The organism is Nocardioides marmoribigeumensis (assembly GCF_031458325.1).
GTDB classification, from domain to species: Bacteria; Actinomycetota; Actinomycetes; order Propionibacteriales; family Nocardioidaceae; genus Marmoricola_A; species Marmoricola_A marmoribigeumensis.
This window is the reverse complement of sequence record NZ_JAVDYG010000001.1, coordinates 4319416-4331918: the sequence shown is the minus strand read 5'-3', so window position 1 is coordinate 4331918 and position 12503 is coordinate 4319416. Positions and strand designations below refer to the sequence as shown.

12 protein-coding genes are annotated in these 12503 nt (G+C 72.9%); 3 read left to right on the top strand and 9 right to left on the bottom strand.

Annotated features, from left to right (window positions below; genetic code table 11):
• Positions 1–722: 722 nt before the first annotated feature.
• The 4 genes from J2S63_RS20750 to J2S63_RS20735 are packed head-to-tail and all read right to left on the bottom strand — an operon-like array spanning position 723 to position 4202.
• Positions 723–1790 carry an NAD(P)H-dependent flavin oxidoreductase gene (locus J2S63_RS20750; protein ID WP_310306341.1) on the bottom strand — a complete coding sequence of 356 codons (1068 nt, stop codon included), beginning with the start codon at positions 1788–1790 and terminating at the stop codon, positions 723–725.
• Positions 1787–2554 (bottom strand): CoA-transferase subunit beta, encoded by a 768-nt coding sequence (locus J2S63_RS20745; protein ID WP_310306339.1) that lies wholly within the window; start codon positions 2552–2554, stop codon positions 1787–1789. Before J2S63_RS20745 ends, J2S63_RS20750 begins: the two co-directional genes overlap by 4 nt.
• Complete coding sequence (locus J2S63_RS20740; RefSeq protein WP_310306337.1) at positions 2551–3447, bottom strand: CoA transferase subunit A; 897 nt, start codon at positions 3445–3447, stop codon at positions 2551–2553. The genes J2S63_RS20745 and J2S63_RS20740 overlap by 4 nt, the downstream gene beginning before the upstream one ends.
• Positions 3444–4202: an enoyl-CoA hydratase family protein gene (locus J2S63_RS20735; RefSeq protein ID WP_310306335.1), complete on the bottom strand. Its 759-nt coding sequence runs from the start codon at positions 4200–4202 to the stop codon at positions 3444–3446. Before J2S63_RS20735 ends, J2S63_RS20740 begins: the two co-directional genes overlap by 4 nt.
• 83 nt (positions 4203–4285) lie before the next feature.
• Between J2S63_RS20735 and J2S63_RS20730 the strand changes: the two genes are divergently transcribed.
• The gene (locus J2S63_RS20730) at positions 4286–5059 is read left to right on the top strand and encodes an SDR family oxidoreductase (protein ID WP_310306333.1); all 774 of its coding nucleotides are present in this window, start codon (positions 4286–4288) and stop codon (positions 5057–5059) included.
• 9 nt (positions 5060–5068) lie between these two features.
• Positions 5069–5974, top strand: a complete 906-nt coding sequence (locus J2S63_RS20725; RefSeq protein WP_310306331.1) for an SDR family oxidoreductase — start codon at positions 5069–5071, stop codon at positions 5972–5974.
• 153 nt (positions 5975–6127) lie between these two features.
• Here J2S63_RS20725 and J2S63_RS20720 read toward each other — a convergent pair whose 3' ends face one another.
• The 3 genes from J2S63_RS20720 to J2S63_RS20710 are packed head-to-tail and all read right to left on the bottom strand — an operon-like array spanning position 6128 to position 8378.
• Entirely contained in the window at positions 6128–6694 is a 567-nt protein-coding gene (locus J2S63_RS20720; protein WP_310306329.1) for a maleylpyruvate isomerase family mycothiol-dependent enzyme, read from the bottom strand.
• Entirely contained in the window at positions 6691–7719 is a 1029-nt protein-coding gene (locus tag J2S63_RS20715) for a sigma-70 family RNA polymerase sigma factor (protein WP_310306327.1), read from the bottom strand. Before J2S63_RS20715 ends, J2S63_RS20720 begins: the two co-directional genes overlap by 4 nt.
• Before the next feature lie 32 nt (positions 7720–7751).
• Complete coding sequence (locus J2S63_RS20710) at positions 7752–8378, bottom strand: dihydrofolate reductase family protein (protein WP_310306325.1); 627 nt, start codon at positions 8376–8378, stop codon at positions 7752–7754.
• A gap of 55 nt (positions 8379–8433) precedes the next feature.
• Here J2S63_RS20710 and J2S63_RS20705 point away from each other — a divergent pair, with 55 nt between their 5' ends.
• Entirely contained in the window at positions 8434–10617 is a 2184-nt protein-coding gene (locus tag J2S63_RS20705; protein WP_310306323.1) for a molybdopterin-containing oxidoreductase family protein, read from the top strand.
• A 10-nt stretch (positions 10618–10627) separates the two neighbouring features.
• On the opposite strand, the gene J2S63_RS20700 is transcribed toward J2S63_RS20705, so the two are convergent.
• Positions 10628–11167 carry a GDYXXLXY domain-containing protein gene (locus J2S63_RS20700; RefSeq protein WP_310306321.1) on the bottom strand — a complete coding sequence of 180 codons (540 nt, stop codon included), beginning with the start codon at positions 11165–11167 and terminating at the stop codon, positions 10628–10630.
• Positions 11164–12438 (bottom strand): DUF2157 domain-containing protein, encoded by a 1275-nt coding sequence (locus J2S63_RS20695; protein WP_310306319.1) that lies wholly within the window; start codon positions 12436–12438, stop codon positions 11164–11166. The genes J2S63_RS20700 and J2S63_RS20695 overlap by 4 nt, the downstream gene beginning before the upstream one ends.
• Positions 12439–12503: the final 65 nt, after the last annotated feature.

Sequence of the window (12503 nt, the reverse complement as noted above, 5' to 3'; positions counted from 1 at the left end):
CGCGCTCGAGGTCGAACCAGATCCCCCGGTTGTCCGCGGCCGCTGCCTCCTCGGACAGCGACATTCAACGGCCACCACGTCGTGGACCAGTACGAAGCACCGGACTTCGTCCGCGCCCTGGTCGACGAGCGCGACGGCACATGCGTGTTCCCGTTCTGCACCAACCGCGGCCGTTACGACCTCGACCATGCCGAGCAGCGCTCGCCTTCAACAGTCGGCGGATCGGGTCGGAGCTTGGCGGATCGGGTCGCAGTTCGGCGGATGCCGACATCGATTCGCCGGTGGAACGTGTCCGGATCCGCCGAACTGCGCACGCATCCGCCGAACGGTCAGGGCCTTTTTCGGAGCCGACCGTGCCCGCACATGCCGCTGGACAGGTCGCGGCGATGGGTCAGTCGAGTGGGTAGGTGCCGGTGCCGGTGACGAGGTAGTGCAGGCCCATGGGTGAGGACCAGAGGTAGCCAGCCGGCGGGCCGCCGGTGTCGGGATCTCGGCCCGGGTCGATGATGTCGGCGGCGGTCCAGGGGTCGGGCCAGCTGAGGTCGAGGTCGAAGACGGACTCGACCCGCTGGTAGGTCCAGGCCGTGTGCGTCTTCGCTCGGTGGTGGTACCTGCAGAGCTTGCCGAGGTTGCGGTTGGAGGTCTGGCCGGGTGACCCGCCCTCGTCGATCGGGACGTACTCGGTGATGTGACAGGGCGGGTCGCCGCGCGTGAGCGCCCACTCAGACGAGCAAGCCCTGCATCGCCCGCAGCCGCTCGGCCGCCTCGGTGACCACCCGGTCGACCAGCTCCTGGCAGGTCGGCAGGTCGTCGAGCAGGCCGACCACCTGTCCGGCGGCGAGGACGCCCGCCGAGGTGTCGCCCTCGACGAGGCCGGCCTTGAGCATCATCGGGGTGTTGGCGGCGAGCATCATCTGCGACCAGGAGCGCTCGCTGCCCTTCTTCATCGCCCGACCGTCCGTGGCGACCTGGCGCCAGGTCATGCCGGACTGGCGCTTGAAGTCGAGGGTGCGGCGAGCAGTCGGGACGAGCGTGCGGAGCCGGCCGGTCTCCTCGATCTCCTGCACCAGCTCGGTCCTGAGCATGCGGTGCGGCATCCCGTCGACCTTGGCGGTCACGACGGTGCCGTCGAGGCCGTAGGAGAGGTAGAGCCGCTTCACGGCCTCCGGCACCGACGAGTCCTGCGTCAGCAGGAAGCGGGTGCCCATGCCGACGCCCGCGGCGCCGTACGACAGGGCAGCGGCGAGGCCGCGCCCGTCGAAGAACCCGCCGGCCGCGACGACCGGGATGTCGACCGCGTCGATGACCGACGGCAGCAGGAGCGTGGTGGGGACCGGGCCGGTGTGGCCGCCGCCCTCGCCGCCCTGCACCATCACCAGGTCGGCCCCCCAGCCGGCGACCTTCTCGGCGTGGCGCGCGGCCCCGACGCTCGGCATCACGACGATGCCGTGGTCCTTGAGCTTGGCGATCAGCTCGGCCTTGGGTGCCAGGGCGAACGACGCGACCTTGACGCCGTGCTTGATCAGCAGGTCGACGCGCTCGCCGGCGTCACCGGCGTCGGCGCGCAGGTTGACCCCGAACGGCTGGTCGGTGCGTCCCTTGACCTCGACGATCGCGTGCTCGAGCTCCTCGAAGGTCATCGTGGCGCTGGCCAGGATGCCGAGGCCGCCGGCGTTGGCGGTGCCGGCGACCAGACGCGGTCCGGCGACCCAGCCCATGCCGGTCTGCACGACCGGGTGGCGGACGCCGGTCAGCTCGGTGAGCGGGGTCCGCAGCAGCTGGGGCGTCACGAGGGCACCTCCTTCTCGCGGAGGCGCCGCGGGTCGAGCATCTCCCGGATGAGGACGAGCTCCTCGGTCGTGGGCAGCCTGCTCTCGGGCACGTCGCCGGTGACCGCGAGCTCGCAGCCGCTGGCCTCCTGCACCTCGTCGACGGTGACGCCCGGGTGGACCGACCGGATGCGCAACGTGCGGTCGGGCCCCTCGAGGTCGAGCACGGCGAGGTTGGTGACGATGCGGTGGATGTCGTTGAACCGCGAGGCGGCGGGCCCGGCGGCCGCGGCGCGTGCGGGCCCCACCCCCGAGACCATGTCGACCTGCTCCACCACGACCCGGGGGGAGTGCTTGGGGATCCAGTAGGACGTGCGGTTGTTGACCGTGTTGCCGGGCGCGCCACGCACGCCGAGGAGCTGGCGCTTGGGGTGGTTCCAGTCACCGATACAAGAAATGTTCTGGTTGCCGTGCTTGTCGACCTGGGTGGCGCCCATCATCACGTGGCGCTTGCCGTAGGCGACGACGTCGAAGACCTTGGGGAAGGGGATCCACCCCTCGACCACCTCGCGGGACTGACCCAGGGGAGGGACGCCGCTGAGGAACAGCGACTCGCTGTCGGAGATCAGCAGGTCGGGGTTGGAGGTCAGCTTGGCCAGGCGCACGCCCAGCATCGGCATCAGGCCCATCGGGCTGCCGAAGATCTCGCCGTCGTCGGCGAAGGCATCGGCCACTGCGACGGCGCAGACCTCGGACCGGGTGACAGTGTCCAGGGAGTCGCTCACTTGCCCTCCTTCGCGGCGGCGCGCTCGGCGTGCCAGTCCTGGACCGCCTGCTGGTAGGCGGCCTCGTCGCCACCGAGGAAGCGGTCGGCGAACGCCTGCCAGGTCTCGGGATCACCCGCGGACCAGGCGTAGTGGCGCATGAACGCCTCGTCGCGCTCGTAGTCGGGCGTGCACGTGGTGAAGTGCGCGCCGTTGGGCGCCTCGACGACCCCGCTGACCATCATGCGGCTCAGCAACAGCCGCTGCACCGGGGTGTCGACGGTCAGGCCTGCGGTGTCGACCACCTGCTCGACACTGACGTAGGCCCGGTCGGCGGCCATGCAGAACAGGTCGTCGAAGTAGGGGTCCGGACCGAGGTAGGTCGCGTTGCCGTGCTTGTCGGCCCGGTTCAGGTGCACCAGCGCGACGTCGAGGGGAAGTGCCGGCACGGCGACCAGCTCCTCACCGTCGTCGTACGGCGAACGGACGGTCCTGATCCAGTCCTGGTGGACGAGCACGTCGGACCCGAGCCCCGCGCGCATCGGCAGGAAGGGCAGCCGCTGCGCCGCCGCGCGCAGGCCGGTCTGGAACATGCCCTCGTCGAGCTCGACCACCTCGGGGATCGTGTCCGCCTGACGGGCCTGCTGGAAGAGCGGCTCGAGCGGCACGGTGTCGAGGGAGACGAAGGCGTAGACCAGCCGCTTGATCTTGCCCGCCTGGGCGAGCAGGCCGACGTCGGCGCCGCCGTACGACACGACCGTCAGGTCGCGCAGGTCGGAGCGCAGGATCGCGCGCACCAGGGCCATCGGCTTGCGCCGCGGACCCCAGCCGCCGATGCCGATCGTCATGCCGTCGCGCAGCTGGCCGACGACCTCGTCGATGGTCATGCGCTTGTCGCGCGGCTCCCGCGTCATCGCCTGCCTGCCTTGTCGGTCCCTGCGAAACCATCTCGCAGCTCGTCGGAGACCCCGGCCAGGTTGAGCTCCATCGTGAACCCCTGCTCGAAGCGATAGCTCTTGTTGACGTCGACGGGGTCGATGCCGTTGAGCGCCTCCTTGGCCGCGCGGATCACCCGGGAGTCGTTGGCCGCGATCTCACCGGCCACCGCCAGCGCCGCGTCGTCGAGGGAGGCGCGTGGGACGACCTCGAGGACGCTGCCGAACTGCAGCAGCTGGGTCGCAGGGACCGTGCGCGCGGTGTAGTACAGCGTGCGCATCAGGTGCTGCGGCACCAGCCGGGCCATGTGCGTCGCGGCGCCGAGCGCGCCCTGCTTGACCTCGGGCACGCCGAAGTAGGCGTCGTCGCTGGCGACCACGGTGTCGGCGTTGCCGACCAGCCCGACCCCGCCGCCCAGGCAGAAGCCGTGCACCGCGGCGACCACCGGGACCGCGCACTCGTAGACGGCCTTGAAGGCGGCGAAGCAGCCCTTGTTGGCGCCGATCAGGGCGTCGAACCCGGAGGTGTGCTGCATCTCCTTGATGTCGACGCCGGCGTTGAAGCCGCGTCCCTCGGCGCGCAGGACGACCGCGTGCGTGGTGAGGTCCCGCGAGGCCTCGTCGAGGGCGGCGGCCAGGTCGAACCAGCCCTGGACGGGCAGGGCGTTGACCGGCGGGAAGTCCATCGTGACCACGCGGACGTGGTCCTCGCGGAGCACCGAGTCGACAGGCATGCGGTCCCCTTCGCTTCCAAACCTAACGCTTGCTTGGTAGCGTAACCTAACACTTGCTTGGTTCCCAGCGGAGGTGGCGCGACGTGCTCCCGATCGACCTGGCCGGCCGCGTCGTCCTCGTCACCGGCGGCACCCGCGGCGTCGGCCGCGGCGTGAGCGAGGCCTTCCTCGACGCCGGCGCCACGGTCGTCACCTGCTCCCGCAGCGACGTCGCCGACGGGGACCTCCCGGCCACTGACGCCGGCCGGGTCACGGACCACCACGCCTGCGACGTCCGTGATCCCGAGGCCGTCACCGCGCTGGTCGACGCGATCGTCGCCCACCAGGGCCGGCTCGACGTGCTGGTCAACAACGCCGGCGGCTCGCCCTACGCCCTGGCCGCCGACGCGAGCCCGCGCTTCCACTCGCGCATCGTCGAGCTCAACCTGCTCGCCCCGCTGCTGCTCATGCAGGCCGCCCACCGCGCGATGGCCCGGGGCGGCGTGATCGTCAACGTCTCCAGCGTCAGCGGGCTGCGCCCGAGCCCCGGCACCGCGGCGTACGGCGCGGCGAAGGCCGGGCTGGACAGCCTCACCCAGAGCCTCGCGGTCGAGTGGGCGCCGCTCGTGCGGGTCAACGCCCTCGACGTGGGCCCGGTGCTGACCGAGCAGAGCGCGCTGCACTACGGCGACGAGGCGGGCGTGGCGGCGGTCGCCCGGACCGTCCCGATGGGCCGCCTGGCCGAGCCACGAGACGTCGGCAACGCCGCGGTGTGGCTGGCCAGCGACCTGGCCACCCACGTCACCGGCGCCCGCATCGAGCTGCACGGCGGAGGGGAGCGCCCGGCGTTCCTCGACGCCGCGACCACCAACAACTGAAGGGGATCCATGACCGGCATCTGTGAGGGACGCATCGCGATCGTGACCGGCGCCGGCCGCGGGCTGGGGCGCGAGCACGCGCTCGAGCTGGCCCGTCAGGGCGCCAAGGTCGTGGTCAACGACCTCGGCACCTCCGGCGCCGGCGAGGGGGCCTCCGAGGGCCCGGCCCACGACGTGGTCGAGGAGATCCGCGCGATGGGCGGCGAGGCGGTGGCCAACGGCGCCGACGTCGCCGACTTCGAGGACGCCCGCGCGATGGTGCAGCAGGCGGTCGACACCTTCGGCGGGCTCGACGTGCTGGTCAACAACGCCGGGTTCCTGCGCGACCGGATGCTCGTCAACGCCACCGAGGACGAGTGGGACGCGGTCATCCGGGTGCACCTCAAGGGCCACTTCGCGCCGCTGCGCCACGCCGCGGCGTACTGGCGCGACGAGGCCAAGGCCGGCCGCACCCGCCAGGCCCGCATCATCAACACCAGCTCCGGCGCGGGCCTGCAGGGCTCGATCGCCCAGGGCACCTACTCCGCGGCCAAGGCCGGCATCGCCGGGCTGACGCTGGTGGCGGCCGCCGAGCTCGGTCGGTACGGCGTGACCGTCAACGCCCTGGCACCTGCCGCCCGCACGCGCATGACCGAGGCGGCCTTCGCCGAGACGATGGCCAAGCCCGAGGACGGGTTCGACGCGATGGACCCGACCAACGTCGCGCCGCTGGTCGCCTGGCTGGCCAGCGAGGACTCCGGCGACGTCACCGGGCGCGTGATCGAGTCCGAGGGCGGCAAGCTCTGCGTCGAGCACGGCTGGCGCCACGGCGAGAGCATCGACATCGGTCGTCGCTGGGACCCCGCCGACGTCGGTGACGCGGTCCGCAAGCTGATCGCCGCGGGCCCCGAGCCGGAGCCGGTCTACGGCACCTGACCCGAGGAGGCCACCCGGACCGGCACATCAGCCGGTCGGGTGCGCCGCCGAGGCTCGACGATCCGTCAGGGGCCGAGTTGTGCCGGTCCGGAGGGCCGCATGGCCGGGATGCCGGGTGCCGGGTGCCGGGTGCCGGGAAGTCAGCGCCTCGGCTCAGCGGGCGTGTCGCCCCAGCCGTGCCAGGAGTACGACGTCCAGCGGTGCGGCGGGCGGGGTGGGCACCGGCAGGGCGAACCGTCGTCCGGGGCCGACGTCGCCGCAGTCCACGACCGCGTCGAGGACCGGGAGGAGCCGGCCCGCCAGCGACTCGGGCAGCCGGGGACCGCCCGTGGCGACGGCGAGGTCCCACCCGTGCACGGCGATCTCGAGGGCCGCGGCGTCGAGCAGCAGCGAGGTGGGCAGGGGCATCTCGCCCACCCGGACCGAGGCCGGGACGGGCCGGGACCACGCCTCGAGCAACCGACAGGCCGAGAAGCGCAGGCGTTCGACCAGCGCAGCGGGCGTCGCCGGGTGACGCGGCACGGGGGGCGAGACGTGCCCTCCGGAGGCCTCGTGGAAGGCCTCGAGCGCGTCGTCCATGTGGAGCAGCAGGTCGACCAGCGTCCAGCCGTCGCACGGGGTCGGCAGGTCGGGTGCGGCCACCGCGGCGGCCGGCAGGGTCGTCGCGGTCCAGGCCACGGCGTCCCCGAGCAGGGCCGTGCGCTCCGCGAGCGCGGTCATCTCGGCACGTCGTGGGAGCCGGGGCCGGAGCGGACCGGGCCGGCGTCGGGGCGCACGTCGGCGGGGAGCCGCTCGGGCAGGCCGAAGACGGCGAACAGCCGCGGGTCGAAGAACGCCCCGACGTGCTGGACCCTGCCGCCGACGAGGGTGAGCACCTGCAGGTGGAACGGGACGAAGTCGCCCTCGGGAGAGCGCATGTAGAGGCCGAACGCCGGCTGGCCGTTGGCCGTCGTCGGCACCATCGGCATGTCGTGCACGCCGCCCGGGCACTGGGTGTCGACGAGGTTCGCGATGTTGCGGGCGCCGAGGTACCAGTTGGAGAACGGCGGCATCTCCCACAGCGCGTCCTCGGCGAGCAGCGTCGCCAGGGTGTCGACGTCCTTGCGCCAGAACGCGTCGACGTAGCGGTCGAGCAGGGCCTTCTGGTCGGCGTCGAGGTCGTCGAGCGAGACCGCGTCGGCATCGGGCTGCTTGGCCGCCATGGTCGCGTGCGCGCGCTGCAGCGCGGAGTTGACGGCGGCGACGGTCATGTCGAGGGACTCGGCGGTCTCCTTGGCCGACCAGCGCAGCACGTCGCGGAGCACGAGGACGGCACGCTGACGGGCGGGCAGGTGCTGGAGGGCGGCGACGAACGCGAGCCGGATCGTGTCCTTCTCGGCGACCTGCACGGCGGCGTCGGGCACGGGCTCGAGCCAGGTGATCTCGGCGTCGTGCTCGAGCGCGTCGCCGGCGACCGAGTCCGACGTGCCGAGGCCGCTCGGCAGCGGCCGGCGGGGGCGGCTCTCCAGGTCGGTCAGGCAGACGTTGGTCGCGATGCGGTGCAGCCACGTGCGCACCGACGAGCGGCCCTCGAAGCCCTGGCCCGACTTCCACGCCCGCAGCAGGGTCTCCTGCACGAGGTCCTGGGCGTCGTGGACCGACCCGCTCATGCGGTAGCAGTGCGCGAGGAGCTCGCGCTCGTAGCGCCTGGTCAGCTCGCGGAAGTCGTCGAGCTCGGTGCTGGTCGGGGCGCTCGTCTCGGTCATGCGGCCAGCGTGCCACGGGAGGGCCGAGGCGGTCACGACCCGCTCCGGGGTGCCAGGACGCGGTAGCGCACGTGCACGGCGTACGGCGAGCCGGCGCACTCCAGTGGCTCCAGACGGAGGCCGGGGAGCCCCTCGAGCAGTCTCTCGCCGTCGCCGAGCAGGACCGGCACCTGGACCAGCTGGAGCTCGTCGAGCACGCCGGCCTCGATCGCCTGCCGGACGGTCGAGCACCCGCCGGTCACCCGCACCGTGCCGTCGGGGCCCGCGAGCCCGACCGCTCGCGCGTAGCCCGCCTCGAACCCGCCGGTCTCGAACAGGAAGGTGTTGCCGCCCTCGAGCTCGAGCGGCTCCCGCTCGTGGTGGGTGAGGACGACGACGGGGGAGTGGTAGGGCGGGTCCTCGCCCCACCAGCCGCGCCACTCGCCGTCCCAGGACTCCCACGGACCGCGGACGGGGCCGAACATGTTGCGGCCCATGAGGCAGGCGTCGACCGGGGTGTGCAGGTCCCTCACGGTGGCACGGTCGGCGGGGTGGTCGCTGCCGAACATCCACTCGCGGAAGACCTCGGCACCTCTGCCGAGCGGGTGCTCGAGGCTCTGGTCGGGGCCGGCCGAGAAGCCGTCGAGGGAGATCATCTGGGTCGCGATGGTGCGGGTCATGTCGGTTCGACTCCATGGGGTGACTGAACTCATCGGTCCGTGGCATCCTGCCTCGATGCAGACCCAGAAGGTGACGTTCTGTCGGATCTGCGAGGCGCACTGCGGCCTCGTCGCGACCGTGGAGGACGACCGGCTGCTCCAGCTCCGCCCGGACCCCGAGCACCCGCTCTCACGAGGCTTCACCTGCCCCAAGGGGATCGCGATGGCCGACGTGCAGAACGACCCCGACCGGGTCCTCCACCCGCTGCGACGCACCGCCTCCGGGGACTTCGAACAGGTCTCGTGGGACGAGGCGCTCGACGACATCGCCACCCGCCTCGCCCGGGTGTACGACGATCACGGCGGCCGGTCGATCGGGTGGTACTTCGGCAACCCGACCGCGTTCTCCTACTCCCACGTGCTGTGGCTGCAGGGGCTGATCATGGCGCTGGGGCTCGAGCACGTCTACAGCGCCGGCTCGCAGGACGTGAACAACCGGTTCGTCGCGAGCACGCTGCTCTACGGCCACGCCGCGAGCGTGCCGGTCCCCGACCTCGCGCGCACCGACCTCCTGCTCATGATCGGCGCCAACCCGGTCGTCTCCCACGGGTCGCTGGTGTCCGCCCCGCGGATGAAGGAGGACCTGCGCGCCATCACCGCCCGCGGCGGCCGGGTCGTCGTGGTGGACCCGCGGCGCACCGAGACCGCCGCGCTGTTCGAGCACGTGCCGGTGCGCCCCGACGGCGACGCCTGGCTGCTGCTGTCCCTGCTGCACGTGATCTTCGCCGAGGGCCTGGCCGACGAGGCGGCGATCCGCGCGCAGTCCACCGGCGTCGACGCGCTGCGTGACGCCGCGGCGTCGTACTCCCCGGAGATGACGGCGTCCCGGACCGGCCTCGAGCCGGATGAGGTGCGGCAGCTCGCGCGCGACCTCGCGACGGCCGGCAGCGCCGCCGTCTATGGCCGCACCGGGTCGTGCCTGGGCAACCACGGCACGCTCGTGTCCTACCTGATGGACGCGCTCGCCCTCGTCACCGGCAACCTCGACCGCGAGGGCGGCAACCTCTTCGGTCGCAACCCGCTCCCGCTCGAGCGGGTCGGCGAGCTCGCGGGGGTGCTGTCCTACGACCGGCGCCGCAGCCGGGTCGGCGGGTTCCCCGACATCCTCGGCACGTGGCCGGCGGCCGTGATGGCCAAGGAGATCCGTCAGCCGGGGGCGGGTCAGCTGCGCGCGCTGTTCGTCAGTGCGGGCAACCCGGTGCTCTCGGTGCCCAACGGGCCCGAGCTCGCCTCGGCGCTCGGCGAGCTCGACCTGCTGGTCTCGCTCGACCTCTACGTCAACGAGACCAACAAGCACGCCGACTACGTCCTGCCGACCACCACGTGGCTCGAGCGCGAGGACGTCCCGGTCGCCTCGCTCAGCCTCTACACCGTGCCGTTCATCCACTTCACCGAGGCGACCGTCGCGCCGTACGGCGAGGCGCGCCCGGAGTGGCGGATCATCGACGACCTCTGCGACCGGATGGGGATCACGCCCTTCGCGCCCACGCGACTCCTCTCACCGGGACCGGTGCCCGCGACGGTGGGGCGCGCGGCGGGTCGTGCGCTCACCGCGGTGCGTCGCCGGCTGCCGCGCCTCACCCCCGAGCGGGTGCTCGACCTCGCGCTGCGAGCCGGGTCGGTCGGTCGCGGTGTCCCACGGCTGACGCTCGCCCGGCTGCGCCGGCACCCGCACGGGCTCGTGCTCGGCACCGGTCTCTCGGGCGGCCGGCTGGGCGAGGTCGCCAAGGGTGGGCGCGTGCGCCTCGACGCGCCGGTGATCCTCGAGGAACTCTCGCGCCTCGGCGCTGCCCGCGGTGCCGACGAGGAGTTCCCGCTGCAGCTGATCGGCCTGCGCGAGCTGCGCTCCCACAACTCGTGGATGCACAACGCGCCGACCCTGATGAAGGGGCGCAACCGGCGCCACGGCATGCGGATCAACCCCAAGGACGCGGCCGACGCCGGGGTCGCCGAGGGGCAGCCGTGCCGCGTGCGGTCGGCGTACGGCGAGATCGAGGTGCCCGCGATGCTCACCGACGAGGTGCGCGAGGGCACGATCGCGATCCCGCACGGCTGGGGCCACCAGGGCGGCTGGACCACCGCCAACCGGGCCGGCGGCGCCAACGTCAACCTGCTGGCCTCCACCGACCCGGACGACCTGGAGAAGCTGGCCGGGATGGCCGTGCTCAACGGCATCCCGGTCCGGGTCAGCCCCGCCTGACGAGTCGGGCCTACGGCTTCTCGAGGCCCACGATCGCGGCGTTGCCCCGGGAGTCGACCTTGACGACCGCGACGAGCGTGCCCTCGGAGACCTGGTCCTGGACCTTGGCCGCCTCGTCCTGGGGGAGGAAGTAGCTCTCGATCCCGCAGCGGATCTGCCAGGCGTGGTCGTCGCAGCGGAGGTAGCGGCCGGACGACGGGCGCGAGCGCGACCAGTCCGTCGCCGCCCAGACGTCGCCCTTGCGGGCCAGGCTGACGAAGACCGCGCCCTTCTCGCCGTCCTCCATCGAGCCGGCCCCGCCGTCCGCGGACGTCGAGTCGTTGCGCCGCAGGTCGGGGTAGCCGAGGGTCACGTAGGCCCCGCGGAACGGGTCGATCGGGTCGACCGGCTTCACCGCGAGGCGGATCTCGTCACCGGTGGCGCGCGCCGACAGCTGGGGCAGGACGGCCAGGCCGACCAGGAGCAGCTGGAGGACGAACAGCAGGGGCAGCCAGAGCGCGAGGCGGCGGCGGTCGGTGCCGGTCGTGGCGCTGGGCAGGGTGGTGGTCATCGGGCACCTCCGGAGGTGGGCTCGTCGAGGACGTCGTCGAGGGTCTGGGCGAGCTGGCGGCGACCGCGGTCGGCCAGCCAGCCGGTGCCGGCCAGGATCAGGCCGATCACCACGAACAGCACCGCTCCCTGGATGATCTGGGCGAACACCGCGAACGCCTGCACGGTGGTGAAGACGGTCAGTGCGGCGAGCGCCAGGAACGTCAGGCGCCAGCTGTCGCGCATGATGCCGACGGCGGCGACGCCGGTCGCGACCGCGAGGTAGACGGTGACGCTGAGGATGGCGTGAGCCCAGTCCTCGGCGCCGACGGAGCTCGCGTCCGCCCCGGCCTCCCAGGCGACCAGCCCGAGCGCCACGAGCGTGACGGCCACGCCGCCGACCGGCTCCGCCCAGCCCCACGGCGGGGCGCCGGGCCGCAGACCGAGCACGACGGCCGCGGCGGTGGTGAGCACGGCGAGCACGAGCAGGACGACGAGGACCACCGGCCAGCCCATGCCGTCGGCCTCGACGAACGGGAGCGCGGCGGTGAACAGCACGCCGAGGCTCGCCACGGCACCGGCCTCACGCCAGACCGCCGCGAAGGAGCGCCAGCCCTCGCCGAGGTGGTCGTGCAGCGCCGCGACGGCCAGCCCGCCCACGCCGACCGCGGCGACCGCGAGCAGGCCGTCGAGCAGGTGGGAGAAGGTCCAGGCGGACTGCCAGATCACCCAGACGTAGCCGCCGAGCACGCCGACCACCAGCGGACCGACGCCGCGCACGACGTAGGCGTGCGCCAGGGCGCCGAGCGCCCAGAAGCCGACCAGCCGCGGTTCGTACGCCGGCACCTGCAGGGTCTGCGCGGCCTGGAAGACCACCGCGCCGAACAGCAGCGCACCGAGGATGCGCACGCCGTGGACCGCGGGCGAGGGGATCGGGCCGCCCTGGGCCCGGCGACCGGCGAGCACCTCGCCACCCACCACGGCAGCGACCCAGAGGAGGCACACGGCGAGGAACCGGGCCCCCGGGGCGAGCTGGTCGAGGTTGGAGGCGACCAGCCAGATCAGGCCGACGCCGACGAAGACCGCCCCCAGCTGCAGGAGCAGCCGCGCGAGGCTGATGCTCCGGGTCGGGTGGTAGCGCCCGAGGATCGCGGCGCCGGAGGCCTCGTCGACGAGACCCTCGCGCTGCCACCGGGCGAGCTCTCCGGTGAGCCACTCGAGGCGCTTGGGATGGATGGCCTGGGAGGGCGGCGCCGGCTGGGCCGCGGGGGTGGTGAGCTGTGTCGTACTCATACCTCATCGTCGTCCCGCGCGGGTCTCGCGCGCATGAGTCGAGGTACTCAACCGCGCGTGATCTC